Annotated in this window: 15 protein-coding genes; 7 read left to right on the top strand and 8 right to left on the bottom strand. The window is 56.7% G+C overall.

Translation table 11 applies throughout. From position 1 onward, the window contains the following. Positions 1-112: 112 nt before the first annotated feature. From uvrC to FGU71_RS00985, 5 genes are all read left to right on the top strand, one after another. Entirely contained in the window at positions 113-2056 is a 1944-nt protein-coding gene (gene uvrC / locus FGU71_RS01005) for an excinuclease ABC subunit UvrC (protein WP_142786846.1), read from the top strand. Beyond that, positions 2031-3437, top strand: a complete 1407-nt coding sequence (locus FGU71_RS01000; protein ID WP_142786845.1) for a PIN domain-containing protein — start codon at positions 2031-2033, stop codon at positions 3435-3437. The genes uvrC and FGU71_RS01000 overlap by 26 nt, the downstream gene beginning before the upstream one ends. A 58-nt stretch (positions 3438-3495) precedes the next feature. Next, on the top strand, positions 3496-3978 hold the full coding sequence (locus tag FGU71_RS00995) for a hypothetical protein (RefSeq protein WP_142786844.1): 483 nt from the start codon (positions 3496-3498) through the stop codon (positions 3976-3978). A 363-nt stretch (positions 3979-4341) separates the two neighbouring features. Then, complete coding sequence (locus FGU71_RS00990) at positions 4342-5397, top strand: BLUF domain-containing protein (protein ID WP_142786843.1); 1056 nt, start codon at positions 4342-4344, stop codon at positions 5395-5397. A 117-nt stretch (positions 5398-5514) separates the two neighbouring features. Beyond that, positions 5515-7134: an AbgT family transporter gene (locus FGU71_RS00985; RefSeq protein ID WP_142786842.1), complete on the top strand. Its 1620-nt coding sequence runs from the start codon at positions 5515-5517 to the stop codon at positions 7132-7134. Positions 7135-7206: 72 nt separating this feature from the next. Here the strand turns inward: FGU71_RS00985 and FGU71_RS00980 are convergent, their stop codons facing one another. Both FGU71_RS00980 and FGU71_RS00975 read right to left on the bottom strand, forming a co-directional pair. Then, positions 7207-7818: a superoxide dismutase gene (locus tag FGU71_RS00980; protein ID WP_142786841.1), complete on the bottom strand. Its 612-nt coding sequence runs from the start codon at positions 7816-7818 to the stop codon at positions 7207-7209. Positions 7819-7908: 90 nt separating this feature from the next. Continuing rightward, entirely contained in the window at positions 7909-9402 is a 1494-nt protein-coding gene (locus FGU71_RS00975) for a carotenoid oxygenase family protein (RefSeq protein ID WP_142786840.1), read from the bottom strand. A 135-nt stretch (positions 9403-9537) separates the two neighbouring features. On the opposite strand from FGU71_RS00975, the gene FGU71_RS00970 reads away from it, so the two are divergent. Next, on the top strand, positions 9538-10356 hold the full coding sequence (locus FGU71_RS00970) for a universal stress protein (protein WP_142786839.1): 819 nt from the start codon (positions 9538-9540) through the stop codon (positions 10354-10356). A 65-nt stretch (positions 10357-10421) separates the two neighbouring features. On the opposite strand, the gene FGU71_RS14265 is transcribed toward FGU71_RS00970, so the two are convergent. After that, positions 10422-10547: a hypothetical protein gene (locus tag FGU71_RS14265; RefSeq protein WP_267901805.1), complete on the bottom strand. Its 126-nt coding sequence runs from the start codon at positions 10545-10547 to the stop codon at positions 10422-10424. Here FGU71_RS14265 and FGU71_RS00965 point away from each other — a divergent pair. Next, on the top strand, positions 10546-11148 hold the full coding sequence (locus FGU71_RS00965; RefSeq protein WP_185960171.1) for a DUF1190 domain-containing protein: 603 nt from the start codon (positions 10546-10548) through the stop codon (positions 11146-11148). The genes FGU71_RS14265 and FGU71_RS00965 overlap by 2 nt on opposite strands. 12 nt (positions 11149-11160) lie before the next feature. Here FGU71_RS00965 and FGU71_RS00960 read toward each other — a convergent pair whose 3' ends face one another. The 5 genes from FGU71_RS00960 to thiL all read right to left on the bottom strand — a co-directional run bounded on the left by FGU71_RS00960 (position 11161) and on the right by thiL (position 17521). Continuing rightward, positions 11161-12081, bottom strand: coding sequence for an acyl-CoA thioesterase (locus tag FGU71_RS00960; RefSeq protein WP_142786837.1), 921 nt, complete (start codon positions 12079-12081; stop codon positions 11161-11163). Between the two features lie 31 nt (positions 12082-12112). Next, positions 12113-13012 (bottom strand): cupin domain-containing protein, encoded by a 900-nt coding sequence (locus tag FGU71_RS00955; protein ID WP_142786836.1) that lies wholly within the window; start codon positions 13010-13012, stop codon positions 12113-12115. Next, a complete protein-coding gene (locus tag FGU71_RS00950; protein ID WP_142786835.1) occupies positions 13009-14184 on the bottom strand; it encodes a GNAT family N-acetyltransferase in 1176 nt (391 codons plus the stop codon). The genes FGU71_RS00955 and FGU71_RS00950 overlap by 4 nt, the downstream gene beginning before the upstream one ends. Positions 14185-14360: 176 nt before the next feature. Next, on the bottom strand, positions 14361-16466 hold the full coding sequence (locus tag FGU71_RS00945; protein ID WP_142786834.1) for a sodium-translocating pyrophosphatase: 2106 nt from the start codon (positions 16464-16466) through the stop codon (positions 14361-14363). 194 nt (positions 16467-16660) lie between these two features. Then, positions 16661-17521 carry a thiamine-phosphate kinase gene (thiL, locus tag FGU71_RS00940; protein ID WP_234035580.1) on the bottom strand — a complete coding sequence of 287 codons (861 nt, stop codon included), beginning with the start codon at positions 17519-17521 and terminating at the stop codon, positions 16661-16663. Positions 17522-17549 lie beyond the last annotated feature (28 nt).

Here is a 17549-nt window from a genome sequence, read left to right as displayed (position 1 = left end):
TATTTTTTGGTCGATTCCGCTCGATTTGTCTGATCTTCGCCTCTGGCCGTCTTTTGTGGGCGTTTGAACTCTGGTGCTTCCATCTCGTGCGTGAGCGCCCTATTTGATGGCGATGGCTAAAACCCCGGCTGGCACACCCCATAATCCCGGAGGGGCCGAGCGCTTTAATGAAGAGCGCGCGGCCTACACCGTGTCGCGTGCTCAGCCGAACCTTGAAGCGGGGGTTGAGGCGATCCGCGATACGGTAAAGACGTTGAAACCTGTGCCCGGCGTATACCGCATGATCGATGCGCGCGGCGATGTGCTGTATGTCGGCAAGGCGCGGTCCCTAAAGGCGCGGGTGGCGAATTACACGCAGGTGAGCGGCCTGACAGGGCGGCTGCAACGCATGGTCAGCCAGTGCCGCAGCATGGAGATCATCACCACCAATTCCGAGGCCGAGGCGCTGCTGCTCGAGGCGCAATTGATCAAGCGGTTTCGCCCGCCGTTCAACGTGCTGCTGCGCGATGACAAGAGCTTTCCGTTTATCCTCCTGCGCGCCGATCATGCTTTCCCGCGCATCCACAAACACCGCGGCGCGCGCAAGGCGAAGGGGAATTATTACGGCCCGTTTGCCAGCGCGGGCAGCGTCAACACCACGCTTAATGCGCTGCAAAAGCTGTTCCTGCTGAGGAATTGCACCGACAGCTTTTTCAACAATCGCGACCGGCCCTGCCTGCTTTATCAAATCAAACGCTGCTCCGCGCCGTGCGTGGGACGCATCAGCGAGGATGATTACGAAAAGCTGGTGAAGCAGGCGAAGGATTTCCTCGCTGGCAAATCGGGGCAGGTTCAGGCTGATCTTGAAAAGCAGATGGCCAAAGCCGCACAGGATCTGGATTTTGAAACCGCTGCGATCCTGCGTGATCGGCTGCGCGCGGCGACATTTATCCAGGGCAGTCAGGCAATCAACGCCAGCGGGGTCGGGGACGCAGATGTATTCGCGCTTTCGGCAAAGGGCGGCCACATCGCGGTACAGGCGTTCTTTATACGCGGCGGGCAAAACTGGGGCCACCGCGCTTTCTTCCCCAGCCACACAAAGGACGTGGAGGAGGATCAGGTCCTCTCCAACGTGATGCTGCAATTTTACGAAGAAGTGCCGCCGCCAGCGACCGTTCTGGTCGATCGCGCGCTGCCTGAAAGCGGCCTGATCGAAGCGGCATTATCCGAAGTGGCAGAGAAGAAGGTGGTCCTGTCCGTACCCCAGCGCGGCGACCGGCGGCGGTTGATGGAGCAGGCAAGCAGAAACGCTGTCGAGGCGCTGGAGCGGCGGCTGGCAGAACGCGGCACGCGGGCAAAAATCGGCCGCGAAATGGCGGAATTCCTCGAACTTGATGCGCCGCCAGAGCGGGTCGAGGTGTATGACAATTCGCACATACAGGGCGCCAAAGCGGTCGGCGCGATGGTGGTTGCCGGGCCAGAGGGTTTCGAGAAATCGCAATACCGCAAATTCAACATCAAGACCGCGCAGACCGATGACGACTTCGGCATGATGCGCGAAGTGATGGAGCGCCGCTTTACCCGCGCGATGAAGGATGATCCCGACCGTGAGCGGGAAGGCGTGTGGCCTGACCTTGTCCTGATTGACGGGGGCAAGGGCCAGATGTCGAGCGTGCAATCGGTGCTGGGCGAATTGGGCATTGATGATGTGCCGGTGATCGGCATCGCCAAGGGTCCGCATCACGGGCGCGAGGGCCGCGAAGTGTTCCATTTCCCCGATGGCCGCGAGAAGACGCTGCCGACGAATTCGCAGCTGCTATTCCACCTGCAAAACCTGCGCGATGAAGTGCACCGCTATGCCATCGGCGCGCACCGCGCCAAACGCAGCAAAGCGATCACCGCCAGCCCGCTGGACGAAATTCCCGGCATCGGCCCCGCACGGAAACGCGCATTGCTGCTGCATTTCGGCACGGCAAGCAAGGTGAGAGCCGCGTCGCTAGAAGACCTGCAACGCGCGCCGGGCGTCAGCGAAAAGGTCGCGCAGCAGGTTTATGATTTTTATCACGCTGGGGGGTGAGAGATTGCGACAGACCATTGATACATCCAAATATGACAATGTAGTTGTCATTGATGCACAAGTTGTTTTGCAAGGCGTGCCGCTCGAGCAGATGCCTTGGTCGGAAATTTTTGATGGCTCAATCCTTTTACTTGTCACCAGACAGGTTCAGACGGAGATCGATAGGCGCAAAAATGACGGGCGGCTTGGCAAGCGGGCTCGCTCATTCAATCGTCTGCTCGACAGTTTCATTGAGACCCGAATACCCGCAACAATATGTGCCGAACCAAAGGTAGACATAGCTACCGTTTCAAACCAAAGACCCGACTGGGACCAACTTGATGATCTTGATCGCGAGGATCCTGATGATCGGATAGTTGCTCAAGCTCTGAACGCCAATGTCGATGACCCCGACCGGTTGGTCTTGTTAAGTCACGATATGCGACCTCGTGATGCTGCACAGTGTCACGGACTTACGGCCAAGAAGCTGCCGGAGCACTGGCTGCGTCAAATCGAGCCGTCACCGCATGAACGAAAAATAACTGAATTGGAGGCCCGCAACCGCCTTTTGTCGCAAGATCAACCTCAGCTTGAGGTGAAGATAAGCTGTGAAAGTCCAGCGCCGTGGGAATGCACCAGTGTTTCACCAGCGAATGAACAAGAAGTCAAAAGACTCATTCAGAACCTTGTCTTGGGAGCTCCAAGACAGCGCTCTCGGTCTGGTTTTGAACTTAGCGGTTTCGATTATGACAGCAGCCACTCAGGAAGGTTGAAGGAATGGGAGAACCAACTACGGCAAGAACTTCCTTTTATTCACAAGGGTCTATCGAGGCTGTTCAGTCAAAAACGCATAATCGTGTCGGTCAAAAATGTTGGCTCAGTGCCCGCTGAGAACCTCTCGCTTGAAATCCGATCTGGAAACACAGTTCTTCATTCCAAGCCATTTTGGGTCATGATGTGCGGTGCTTCGGCACCTCGCCCGCAAATGATGCCTTACGCACATCATTTGCATGCGGGCATAAGGCCTGAAGATCTTATTTCTCCGAGGCGGGAACCCTTCGATTTTTACTGGGATGAGCGAGGACCTAGAGGACACCTCATTTTATCGTGCAACTCGTTTCGACAAGAAAAACGCCACGAAATAGAAATTTCAGCGGAGTTACTGAGTTCGACCGTTCCGAAAGCCGAGTTCACGGCCGTTGTTACAGCTTCAAACCTTAAAGGTGATGCGCGAGATCAGTTGTTGGTGGAGGTAAGTCTCTGCGAAAAACGAGCCGATGAGATTTTTGATTTTGGAGAAGGTGTCCTCGTTCTGCGGCCGGACTTCGACCTGCCCGACGAACTTTCGCCCGAAAAGTTTGCTTGGTATTTGAATTCGGGTGATCGGTACGATCCTAGCTGAAGTCGGGTGGGGCATAGGCTCTTTCCTACACACCCCAATCCGTGCCCTAACATCGCGGATGAAGCACTACGCCCCCCCGCTTAAACTCCCGCCGTTCCATGCCGTGCAAACCCGCGCGCGGTCTGATGGCTGGACGCCGCTTCGCCAAGCGCAGTTTATCGGCCATCTGGCGCAGACCCGATCTGTCAGCGCGGCGGCGAAGGCTATCTCTATGTCGCGGGAAAGTGCTTACCGATTGCGGGCTCGCGTGGGTGCGGAAGGTTTTGCCGCCGTGTGGGATATGGCGCTCGCGCGGCGTGATACAGCAGAAGGCTTTGCGCAGGTTCATGCGGCGCGGATGCGGGCTTTGGCGGCGCTTGCGCCTTCGCGGAAAGTCACACTTGATGCGCTCGACTGGCGGATTGAAACGGGTAAATTTCAGGTGGTCATGCGCGCTGGCCGGTTTCATCGGGTGCGCCATGTTCTTGATAACAATGCGCTTTTGTGCGCGCTGCGCCGGGCCGGGCTGGTCGATGCAAAAGCGATGGCGATGCCGCGATGACTGCCCGCCGTTTCATCCGCTCGCGCAGTTGGTGTCATGCAAACCGGCGAGCTGGATCAGACGGCGGATCAGGCAGCGGAATAGACGGCGGCACGGATGCCTTACCGTGTGCCGCAAAATGCGTGTGTAAACGGATGTTGACAGTTCTGCTCTGCTGCCTGACACATGTCGGTGGGATAAAACGAGAGACTCGAAGATCTGCCACAAGATGGCGGGCAGATCTTGCAGTTGCTACCATTGGAATGGTTCTGGTGATGCAGATGCGCCGCGCAATGCGGGGCTGCTTGCCGGGCTTTTTAAGGGTAAAGCACGCAAGCATATATCGTTCTCAGATACATCCCGCCTGCACTCTGGGGGTATCGAATGTCGTTAGAATTGAAGCTGGCAGAAACCGATCCGGCCAACTGGATCGCCACTTTGACATATCGCAGCGTAGCCGCCGTGGATCTTTCCGCGCGCGAGCTTCAGGATTTGACCACACAAGCGCGGGCGCGAAATCACAAAGCCGGCGTGACCGGCATGATGATTTATCAAGACGGGCAGTTTTTCCAAAAGCTGGAAGGCCCGCCGGAAAGCCTGAAGACAATATGGGCCTCGATCAGCGCGGATCGCCGGCATCGCGACATCGAAATGTTGAGCGAACATATCGTTCCGGCGCGGCTGTTCAGCGACTGGGATCTGCTGGTTTACAGCCGCAACGATCCGGCATCGGGCAATCCCGGCGCCATTTCAGAGAATAGCGGTCTGTTTGCAAAAGTCCCCGTACTCGTCGATCTGGCGCTGGGCGGCGATGATATCGGCATCAACACGCTGATCGCCTCGCTCGCGGAACAGGGTTGGGATGGCGATGTCATTCTGGGGCAATTGCTTGAGCCGACGGCGCGTGCGCTTGGCGATGCGTGGCTTGCCGATGATTGTACAGAGCTGGATCTGACCATGGGGCTGAGCATGTTGCAGCTTGCCGGTCATGCGGTGCGCCATCGCCCGACACCGGAGGCCATTCGCGAGACGAAGTACAGCATCCTTTTGGCCACGGCACCCGGTGAGCCGCACATGCTGGGCACATCCATGCTGGCGGATCTGTTCACCGATGCGGGCTGGCACGTGGATATGGCATTTCCCGATAGCAACGAGGCGCTGGCCAATCAGCTGGGATCGCAGCGGCCCGATGCACTGGATATTGGCATGTCGGATGCGTTCTCGCGCAGCCACACTTTGGCGACCTTGCGGCAGACGATCCTGAAAAGCCGCGAGGCCTCGCCCGATCATTTGACGGTGGTATCGGTGGGCGGCCGGATGTTCGCGGAAGCAGCGGCAACGGCAGATTCCGTCGGCGCAGATCACGCGCGCCAATCGGTCGTGGGCACAACCGTTCGCATCGCCGAGCTGATCAGGCAGAAACGCCAAATTCGAAGCTAACGCAGCGAAATTGCGGCGCGGCCAAGCGAGGCTTTGCCATGCCCTTCGCGGCGATTATCCCTCAGCGCCCATCTTTGCCCCGCTAATTTTGGCGCTTCACGCGATTGGAATGAATTGATGGCTGAGAGCCAGGACAACCCCCGAACCGGAACCGCTGCCGATCACGCACCGGCGCAGCGCAATGCCTTCACCCGCTTTCTTGATGGGGTGGAATGGCTGGGCAATCTTCTGCCGCATCCGGTAACGCTGTTCGCTCTGCTTGCAGTCGGCATCGTGCTGCTTTCGGGGCTGCTCGGCTGGATGGGTGTGGCGGTTGACGATCCGAGGCCGTTGGGCGCGAAGGGCGTGGCAGATGACGGGATGATCCGCGCAGTCAGCCTGATGGATGGCGACGGGGTCCGGCGCATATTCACCGGGCTTGTAGACAATTTTACCGGCTTCGCCCCGCTTGGCGTGGTGCTGGTCGCCATGCTCGGAGTGGGCGTGGCAGAGAAATCAGGGCTTTTGAGCGCAGCAGTGCGCAGCTTGGTCATGGGCGCACCGCCCAAGCTGGTGACGGTCGCGATCGTTTTTGCCGGGATTATATCCAACACCGCCAGCGAGGTGGGTTACGTGGTTCTCATCCCGCTTGGCGGAGCGATCTATTATGCTCTCGGGCGGCATCCGCTGGCGGGCATGGCGGCGGCTTTTGCAGGGGTTTCCGGTGGCTACAGCGCCAACCTTCTGATCGGGACAATCGATCCGTTGCTGGCCGGGATCACGCAAGAGGCCGCCCAGCTGATCGATCCCGATTACACCGTGCTGGCAACAGCGAACTGGTACTTCATGTTCGCCTCGACTTTTCTGGTTGCGGTCATCGGTTCGCTCGTCAGCATCTATATCGTCGAGCCGAAATTGGGCGAATACGATGCGTCGAAAGCCGACCCGACCATCCTTGATGACGGGATGATGCAGCCTTTGGCCGATAAAGAGCGCAAAGGCCTTCGCTGGGCGGGCATCGCCTTGCTCGGCGTTCTTGCCCTAATGGCGCTTACGCTGGTTCCTGAATGGGGCATCCTGCGCAATGCAGAGGATGGGGATCGGATGGACTCGCCGTTCTTTGATGGCTTCGTGGTGTGGATTTTCATCTTCTTCGTCGCCATCGGATATGCTTATGGCCGCGCGGTCGGAACGATGAAGACAGACCGCGATGTGATTGACGCCATGGCGGCGGCTTTATCCTCGCTGGGCCTGTATATTGTGCTCGTGTTTTTCGCGGCGCAATTCGTGGCCTTTTTCGGCTGGACCAATATCGGCGCGATCACCGCTGTGACCGGGGCGACATTTTTGGTCGAAACCGGCATGACTGGCCCGCTGATCTTCTTTCTGTTCATCCTGCTCTGTGCAGTCATCAACCTTTCATTGGGTTCGGCAAGTGCGCAGTGGGCGGTGACTGCGCCGATCTTTGTGCCGATGCTGATGCTGATTGGTTATGCGCCGGAAACCATTCAGGCAGCCTATCGGATCGGGGATAGCACAACCAATATCATCACGCCGATGATGAGTTATTTCGGACTGATCTTGGCGTGGGCGACGCGATATCAGAAGGATCTGGGCGTCGGCACCCTGATCGCGATGATGCTGCCCTATACGATGTTCTTCCTCTTCTTCTGGTCGATCTTCTTCTATCTTTGGACCTTTGTGCTTGGCATCCCGGTCGGGCCGGGTTCGCCAACCTATTACACCGTGCCCGGATGATAGAATGAAATACAAAAAACCCCGGAGCGCAATAGGCGATCCGGGGTTTTTGAAAATGTTATTGCGCTCGGTTTAGGCGGGGTATGTCCACGCCGATCCGCGGGCGAGGTTTTCGCTGGCGAATGCCCAGTTGAGCTTGTTGTCTACCACAGCATCCAGATACGCAGGACGTTTGTTCTGGTGATCGAGGTAATAAGCGTGCTCCCACACGTCGATTGTCAGCAGGGGATTAAATCCGCTGTCTGCAAGGGTATCGCCGTCATGGGTTTCTTCGATTGAAAGCGCCCCGTCTTTTTCTGCGAGCCAGACCCAGCCGCTGGCAAAGTGACCGGCGCCGCGCTCTTTAAGTTGTTTCTTCAATTCGTCGACCGAACCAAAAGCGGCGTCGATTTTCGCTTTGAGATCATCCGAAGGGGCCGTTTCTTCAGCGGCCATGGAATGCCAATAAAAGGCGTGGTTCCAGCTTTGCGCCGCGTTGTTGAACAAACCCTGGTTGCTGCCGCGTGCTGCCGATACGATGGCTTCCATCGGCTTATCAGCGTGATCGGTGCCTTCAATCGCAGCGTTCATCTTGTCGAGATACGCCTGATGGTGCTTGCCATAGTGGAACGAAAGCGTTTCGGCAGAGACTGCCGGTGCCAGAGCGGTATCAGGATAAGGAAGGTCAATCAGTTGAAATGCCATGTTAGGTCTCTCTAATTAAAAGGAATACGATTGGTGTGGAAACGCGCTGGCGCGGTAAAAGTTTCAATCTGTTCTGACAATACTCGACAGTCAGGCTGCCAAAGACCGCCTTTTGAAGTCGGCATCGGCCTGCAATTGCGAATGTTCGACCCAGGTTGAATGCACTCCGCTGGAAATCTTGTGTGGCAGGCGCGCACGGCAGATCGGGCCTTTCGTCACATCGCTGGCATCAAGTATGGCGAGCTCGGAAGTCCCGGAATTCTCGTCGATCAGGAAAGTGACAAGATACCCGTCATCCTCTGATGCTGCGCCTTTGCGAGGCACCATCGGGCTTTCGCTGGCATACACCCCGTCTGGCAGTTGAAAAACCTGCTCTGTGCCGGTTTGCGTATCGTGCCGGACATATCCGTTAAACAGGAACCAGCCGGGCCGCGTGGTGGTGGACCAGATGTACCGGTTTTTGCGCATCAGATAATCGGGGTTGATCATTCCGAATTCGACGATGCGATCACACAGCCGTTCTTCGGTGGTCGCACCGGTCTTGAGATTGAAGCGCCACCGGTGAAGCCTGCTTTGAAAGGAATGTTCATCCACATAGGCCATCATATGGCTGTATTCGCCCGCTTCTTTGATCGGGTCAGGCATCGGTTTGTCTTGATAATATCCCTCAAGCACAACCTCATCGCCATCCTCCCACGCATTTGTCCAATGAAGAACATAGGTTGGCGAGGCTTCGAACCAGCGGATATCCTCGGGCTGACCATGGCGCGGGATCAGCGCAAAACGCGTTGGTATGCCATCGTGAATGCGCGCGGCATGAATATCCCGTTTCAAAAGCTCTTCATCCCAGAACAACGGCATGTCATTCAAGATCGACCAGTTTTTGGTAATTGCCATATCATGCGGCAGGCGCGGGCCGGACAACGGGATGGGCGCATAATGCACGAGCATTCCGGCCCGATCGACGACGCCGTAATGCATATAAGGCGCGTGCTTTGAATAATTGAAGAACATCAGCTCGCCGGTATCCTCATCCACTTTGGGATGGGCGGAGATCCCGTCAATCGGCCCCCACGATGCTTTGCCGAGATTTTCGAGCGACACCGGGTCAATCTGCCATGCTTCACCGCATTGATAGAGCGTTGCCAAAGCTGTGCCGGCATGAACGATGATATCGGTGCTGCCTGTATCTTTCAGGCTGCCATGGGCCCCGAAACCGGGCCGCTTGGAAAGGGCAGGCGGATCCATCAACCCGCCCCAAAGCGCTTCGCCGGCGATCTGTTCTTGGGTAAAGCAATGCGTCCGTACGAAACGGTTGCGATAGCTTGCTTTGCCGCCGCTGATGCTGACTTGATGGACCATTGCATCGCCATCGAAGGGATGATGCCGGCCGAGCGGTTGGTGGACCGGATTTTCGGTGTTGCGCAGATAGATCCCGTCAATGTCCGCAGGAATTTCGCCTTCGATGATTTCAAGCTCATCGACGTCAACTTCTTCATGAACAGGTGTCCATGGCCCGGAAAGATACGGGTGGTTTGATGGTTTCAGGGTCGTTTTGACTGGCGGCTGACGTGTAATCTGCATGGCACTCTCCCGCGCACGAACTTAGCGGAGTGTGAAAGTAGGGCAAGCCTAACAAAACTCACCAAAGTTTGATCTCGATCAATTACGCGGCGGTATCTCAGGTGCATCTTTGTAAACATAAAAAGGAGAAGCCCAATGAAATCCATCCTCGTTCACGCCGCTGATGACAGCGCTATGGAAGCCCGTATGCAGGTTGCGCTCGACATTGCCCGGGCAACGAATGCTCACATCACATTCTTGCAAGCGGTCAGTTATGAAGTCTTTGCGCCCGGCGACTTTTATGGCTCGGCCATGGCGGCTGCATTGCCGCAGATCAAAGAGGCAGCCGAGAGCTTTCGGGCCAAAACCGAAGCCGACCTCGCCAATGAAGATGCCAATTGGAGCTGGAAATTCATTTACGGTATGGCCGAACGAAGGCTGCTTGAACAATCGGCGCTGCATGATCTGATTATCGTGGGTCCTTATGATGTCGGTGAAGACGGCAAACGCGCAGCTTCCAATATGGTTGGCGAGCTTGCGCTAAAAGCACCTGCACCGGTTCTGGTGGTGCCTGCATCCACCAAACGGTTTGACATAAGTGCGCCAATCCTGGTCGCATGGAATGGCTCGTCAGAGGCTTGCGTGGCGCTGCGTGCCTCTGTGCCGCTTCTGGCACTGTCTGGCAGCGTTCATCTGGCCTATGTATCGGAATTCAATGACAAGGAGCGTGTGGATTTCCGCCTTGATGAAGGCGCGAAATATCTCAGCCGGCATGGAATAGAGGCAGAGATTGTGGAAATTCCGCGCGGCAATGGAACCGTATCCGAAGCATTATTCGAGGCTGCAGAAATGCGGGGATGTTCGATGATGGTAATGGGCGCATATGGCCATTCAAAACTGGCCGAAATGTTGCTGGGCGGGGTGACCCGGCGCTCTCTAACCGATCCGCACCTGCCAATTTTCCTAGCGCATTAGCCTTTTGTCTATGGGGGGCTCCTTGCGGCAAAAACGCGTGTGCACCTTGTGATAACCATTTCAGGCTAAACCATCATCAACAGCCGGGTCGACGGGGAATATGTGATGGAAATGCCTGCAAATTCAAAGCGCTCAAAGCGTTCTTCTAAAGTCGTTTTGACGGCTTTGGCCGCAATCGGGGGCGGTGCCATGTTGACCGCGTGTGGCAGTGAACCTGCCGCGCCGTCCGCAAACGCGGCGCAAAACGAAGCGAAGCAGACCGAAGTTCAGGTGTTCGAGAACGTGTTTGCTTGCGCAAAGACGACCGGAAAGACCCGCGATGAATGTGATGCCATGCACGCAGAAGCCGTCGCCAAGGCCGATGAAGAGGCCCCGCGCTTTGCCGCACTCGCTGATTGCGAGACGGAATACGGAGCTGGCAAATGCGTCGAAAGCGGTGTCGGCGAAGAAGAGCAGGTTCAGGCCGGGCAGCGCCATTTCTCCCCGTTTGTCGTCGCATGGTATTCGAGCAACAAACGCGCCAGCGGGCCGTTGTTCAATAGCAAATCGGGCGGCTATCAATCTGCCAACGGCGTAAGCTTAAGTCTTGCCGGGTCGCCTGGACTATACACCATTTCGAACCGCGCTTTTGAGCGTCCGAAATCTGCGCCTAAAATAAAGCCGGCATCGCGAGTAGCGAAGAAGGGCGGGGTTGGCGGCCGCAATGGGGTTTGGAACCTGTCTGATCGCAATGGCGGTTCGTCTAAAAAGGCCCCAGACGCTGTTGTCGCAGCGCCCAGCGAGGGCAGTTAATCGCTTCGGCGCCTAATCCGGTTTCTTCTTGCGCTTCCGCATCATGCCTTCCTGGGCGACACTGGCGACAAGTTCACCCGACCGGTTGAATATTCGTCCGCGATTGAACCCGCGGCCGCTGCCTGACCATGGTGCATCAGTGACATAGAGCAGCCATTCATCCGCCCGCGCTTCGCGGTGGAACCATATTGCATGGTCAAGGCTGGCCCCGACCAGCTCGCCCCGCATCCAAGACAGACCGTGGGGAAGGGCGCTTGTCCCGAGCAACGTGTAATCGCTGGCATAGGTCATCACCGCACGGTGCAGATTGGGATCGTCCGGTAAAGGTGCCGCAGTCTTGAACCAGGTGTGCGCATGTGGTGGCCGTGGTTCGGAATTCATCCAATGCAATCGATCAATCGTACGCATCTCAATCGGACGAGGGCGGAGCATGAATTTGCGCTGGGATTCATCGAGCTTGTCACCCAGTGCATCAACCATCTGGAGCCGCATTTCCATATCCGATTTTAATTCATCCGGACCGGCAACGTCGGGCATCGGCGAATCAACATGTTCCAACCCATCTTCGGGCGTCTGAAAACTCGCGGTCAGATTGAGGATCGGTATGCTGGTGCCGTCATCGCCTTCTTGCGATGCCACAACACGGCGATTGGCAAAGCTGCGCCCGTCAAAATCGCGCTGAATGCGGTATTCAATCGGAATGCCTTCTTTGCCGCCGCGCAGGAAATAGGCGTGCAGCGAATGAGCGGTTTTCCCGTCGGTGACGCTGGCCTGAGCCGCCTGCAATGCCTGAGCCAGAACCTGCCCGCCAAATACCCGGCCAACGCCGCCTTTTTGCGGGTTGCCCGCGTAAATATCAGCCGCACGTTTTTCTGTGGTCAAGAGGCGGACCAAGCCATCGGTCAGCTGCTCTGCAGTTGGGGTGTCGCTCATCATGTGCCTTTGCGGCGCGGGTTGGCCGAGGTCAAGATTGCCCGGTCAGACCAAATTTCCGCAATGCACGGTATGCGCTGGCTTTGACCCGGTTTTGAGCGGGCCAACGCTTGGGCGCATTCGGAGAAAAACCACGTTGCCGTAACCAGCGGTTAAAGGCGCGGGCATCGCTTTCAAGGTAGCTCCAGTCGGACCGCCATGTGATTGAAAGCGAAACGGAACTTTCCGGGCCATTGTTAACAAAGTGCGGCGCCATGACTGGCACATACACAGCATCGCCGGCACCAAGTTTGAATGGCATCCCGTCCTTTAGATAAGCGTCATCCCAAGCAAGCTCACGCGGCCCGCCCGTATGGTAGCTCTCATGCGTGGTGTCGGACGCAAAATGCGGATTGCCCGCTGGAAACTGGGTCATTACTTTCGATCCTGCGATCTGCAGCAGAATATTGTGCTCGGGATCGAAGTGATACGGCGTCACCGCATTAGGGCTTGAGATGAACAGAAAGCCCTGCGGCGTCAGCAGCTGCCCGGTCGCGTTCTCGATCTCTGGTCGGAGATCGCCGAGCAGATCCATGAGCAGTGATTGATATGCCGGCACTTGTTCAATGTTCTTCAGCACGGCCCAGCTGTTGGCTTCGCGGACCCTGCGGATCGTCTCGCCAATGGAAAGGCCATTGGATGCAGGCTTTCCATCCACGCCCAGCGGCAGGTCGCCGCGATTATATTCGACACTGCCTTCGCCGAGCCGTTCGGCGAGATTCGCCAACGCCTCTATTTCCAGCAGCGGATGTTTTTGAAGTCCGTGACGCAGCAAATGCGGTTTTTCGGGATAGTGCTGTCCAAAGTGGGCGCGTGCTGCCTGATCAAACACCCCGGAAACGGATTTCTGATCGAGTTGCCATTCAGCGTTCTGATGAAAAGGTGCGTTCATGCTACTTTCTCGCTGCGATTTTCGTAAGCTGATAAACGTGCGAAAGCGGCCCGGCGCAGCCTACCACCGATTGCAACGTTGCGACTGACAAGTCGACGGCGTTCGGTCCACAACCGGTCGATCATGGGATGGCCTTCTGCGGCGCAGCTATCGGTCCATTCAATATTGGGCCGGTCGAGCGCGGTGAGATTGTCGATCTGCAACTGCATACCCGGCGAATGCGCAGAGTAACGTTCATCAAACGCGGTTTTGAAACTGTAGCATCCCGGCGCTGTGACAAAACTGGTGAGCATTGCGATTGGTTTTCCATCGAGGCGAAGGGCTATTCTATCCAACTTGCCCACGGATGCCGCGCCGCGCATGCATGCTGTGAAGAAATTACGAGTTGCCGGGGTGCCTGCAAGTGATGAGCCCGCATCGCCTTTCCATCCCGCCGTTTCAAGCGCGAGAAATTCTGCGATCCATTCTTTGAGCCCGAAATCATCGCTTCTGCGCTCGACGGTAAGCTCACCGTGCTCGGACAGACGCCGGCGTTGACGGCGCAATTCCTTGCGATGCTTTTTGCTCAATGCCCGATCAAGATAGTGTTCGGCAGACAGCGACGAGGCATGAAGCGCGCGTTCGCGGCGCAGCACGACCGATGTATTGCGCCGCGATGCGCTTAGAATTGCATCAAGCGCAGCATCGAGCGGTCCGCCCTGTTCCAGCAATGGCAGATGGGCAAACAGGGCAAGGCCGGGCCGCGCGTCAAAATGGCTAAGCAAGTCGGTCCAGAAATCATGTTCGAACCCCTCTATAACCAGTGGTGCGCCGTAAAATGCATTGGCGTGCAGCCACGCCGAAAAATGCGGCACGGGATAGCCGTAATACTCGCGGGACTGCTCAATCGGCATCACGCCGGTAAGCTGACCTTTTGTAAAATGGGCAAGGATCGAAACGCGCGGTCTTCCAGAGGCCGAAGGCGTAAGAAATTCGAGTGAGGGAAGGCAGAACCAGGGTTCAAAGAACGGATTAGGTTCAGCAGCGCGATTGGCTATGTCTTGCCACTGCGCGACGAATTCCGGCGTGCGCGCCTGCTCTGCGCAAAGCACGCGGAAGCCGCAATAGCGGTCAAAAGGGGCGCCGGTGGCGCGCCCTTTGTTCTTCAGATCTGGCGCATTTGCCAAGTCCATCCGCAGCAAACCTTACTCTGACGCACGGCATTATGCGTCTAAGCTTCCATTATCATGGAGGGATGAAGAAAACTTTTGTCCTGCGAACAGTGTCCAGAATCTGGACGAACCTTAGGCAAAAAATAACCCCGCCGAAATCGCTTCCGGCGGGGCTGATTTGATCATTTTCGGCAGCGTTAGTGCGTGCCGGCCAAGGCCGCGAGCAGAAGCAGTGCGACGATGTTTGTGATTTTGATCATCGGGTTCACAGCTGGACCTGCGGTATCCTTATAAGGATCGCCAACAGTGTCGCCTGTTACCGCGGCCTTGTGGGCTTCGGAGCCCTTGCCGCCGTGATTGCCGTCTTCGATGTACTTCTTCGCATTGTCCCATGCACCGCCGCCAGCGGTCATGGAAAGCGCGACGAACAGGCCGCTGACGATCACACCAAGCAGCAATGCGCCCAGTGCAGCGAAAGCGTTCTCCTGACCGGCAAGGCCGAGGATCACGAAGTAGACAACCACCGGAGCCAGAACCGGCAGAAGCGAAGGAATGATCATTTCTTTGATCGCAGCCTTCGTCACCAGATCCACGGTGCGGGCGTAGTCGGGCTTCTCGGAGTAATCCATGATGCCCGGCTTCTCTTTGAACTGCTCACGAACGTCTTTCACAACGTCGCCCGCAGCGCGGCCCACAGCGGTCATGCCCATCGCACCGAACAGATACGGGAGCAGCGCACCAAGCAGAAGACCGACGATCACATACGGGTTCTCAAGGCTGAAATTGACCTCAGCCTCTGGAAAGTATGCACGCAGGTCAGCGGTGTAAGCCGCAAACAGCACGAGTGCAGCAAGACCGGCCGAACCGATCGCATAACCCTTGGTCACAGCTTTCGTGGTGTTGCCAACCGCATCAAGCAGGTCGGTTTTTTCACGCACGCTGTCATCAAGGCCCGCCATTTCAGCAATGCCGCCCGCGTTATCGGTGACCGGACCGTACGCGTCGAGCGCGACAACCATACCGGCAAGCGCCAGCATTGCGGTCGCACCGTATGCCAGACCGATCAGACCAGCGAGCTGGTATGCACCGATAATCGCCGCAATGATGGCAAGGGTAGGCAACGCGGTTGATTCCAGACTGATTGCCAGACCCTGGATCACGTTGGTGCCGTGCCCCGTTTCCGAAGCCTTTGCGATTGATCGGACCGGACGGAAATTCGTGCCGGTGTAATACTCGGTGATCCAAATGATGACGCCGGTCAGAACCAGACCGATAATCGCACACAGGAACAGATCCATTCCGGTGAATTCGACCATGCCAGTTCCGGCATTCAGGACCGTGTTCATATCGCCGAGCGCATATTGTGTGACCACATAAATGAGCGGAACAGACAGGACTGCTGTCACAAGGAAGCCCTTGTACATCGCGCCCATGACATTTGTACCACCGCCAAGGCGCACGAAGTATGTGCCAATGATCGAGGTGACGATGCAAGCACCGCCGATAAGCAGCGGAAGCGCCATCATCGGAAGCAACAGATCGCCCAACTGGGTCAGCAGAAGCGCGGTCAGAACCATCGTCGCACCAACGGTAACGACGTATGTTTCAAACAAGTCAGCCGCCATCCCGGCACAGTCACCGACATTGTCGCCCACGTTATCTGCAATTACTGCAGGGTTACGGGGGTCATCCTCCGGAATGCCTGCTTCGACTTTACCGACAAGATCGGCACCGACATCTGCGGCCTTGGTAAAAATGCCGCCGCCCAAACGCGCGAAGATCGAAATCAGCGATGCACCAAAGGCAAGGCCGACGAGGCCATCAATCACAGTCCGGCTGTTCGGTTCGAGTTCCATCGGACCAACAAGCACATAGAAGAACACAGCAATCGCCAGCAATGCGAGACCAGCCACCAGCATGCCGGTGATTGCACCTGCACGGAACGCCAACGTCAGACCGGCCTGCAAGCTGGTGCTGGCTGCCTGAGCGGTGCGCACATTGGACTGAACAGAAATGTTCATTCCGATATAGCCTGCCACGCCGGAAAGCACGGCGCCGACAACAAAACCAATCGCTGGAATCATTCCGAGGAACACCCCGACGATGATTGCGACCACGACACCAACGATCCCGATCGTCGTATATTGCCGATTGAGGTAAGCCTGCGCGCCTTCTTGGATGGCGCCTGCAATCTCCTGCATTTTCTCGTTACCGGTGCTGGCCGAAAGCACCTGCGCGCGGGTCACAACGCCGTATACTACGGCGAGCAACCCCAGCCCGATAGATATTAGAATTAGGTTCACGAATAATCCCCTCTCGTGACGCGGGACTATTTTTTATAACTGCGCCCTTTTCAAAAGATCCCGCTTTATTTTATGCGGCGCAGCGCATCAGTCATACGGTCTTGCTTGCAGGTGACAAGTGTCTAGCGCGGGCCCCGTTTTTGTTACGCGTCAATTTCACCAGTTTTGAAAGGCTTAGCCGCGCCGGTCGTCAATCAGCCGTGTTCATAACCGAGGCCTGCTGTGCTGCTTACAGGCTTACCATCGACGAATAGCCGAATTGGCGCGCGTGGTTCGACAGTTCCAATCATCGTGGCTGGCCATGGAAGCTCGACACCTTGGGGAAGGGTGAACAGCAGCTGATAATCGTCTCCCCAACGCAGACATTCATCACGCCGCGCTTCATCGGCAACTGGCACGGCAATACTCTCCAGGGAAATTGTGACTTCGCTGGCCCCGGCCATGCGATAGATATCGAGCAATAATCCATCGGAGACATCCATCATCGCGCCAACATGGGGTGCGAGCGCCTGACCTGCTTCGACAAGAGGCGTTGGCCGGTTGAACGCTTTGAGATGGGCCACATGACCTTCAAAGCCAAGCATTGCGCAGCCGATCGATCCTGTGACGAAGACACCGTGACCAACCTTCGCAGCGTTGCGCGCCGGGACTGGTTTGCAGGTCGCTTTACCAATCGCCGTAACCGCATAGGTGCTTGCCCCGGTCGCAGCGACTGTGTCTCCGCCCATCAATTTAACATTGTACGCCGTCAGAACTTCACGCAGGCCTTCGATAAATCTCTGATCGTTGCCGCCTAGGGAGTGGCCCAGCAAAATTCCGACAGGCTTGGCCCCTTTCGATGCGAGATCGGACAGGTTGATCGCAACCAGTTTCCAAGCAACATCAGCTAGATCGGCTTCGGGTCGGAAATGCGTGCCCTCGGCCATGGAATCATGATTGAAGATGAGCGTTTCGTCGCCAATCTCGATTAGCGCGCAATCGTCTTTCAGACCGCGAGCTCCTTCATGAAGGGGCAATGTTCTCAGCGCAGCGAGAAACTCATGTTCGGTCATCATGGCGCAGACAGTACCACGGTATTACCGG

The organism is Erythrobacter insulae (genome assembly GCF_007004095.1).
Taxonomy (GTDB): domain Bacteria; phylum Pseudomonadota; class Alphaproteobacteria; order Sphingomonadales; family Sphingomonadaceae; genus Erythrobacter; species Erythrobacter insulae.
This window is presented reverse-complemented; position numbering and strand designations above follow the sequence as displayed.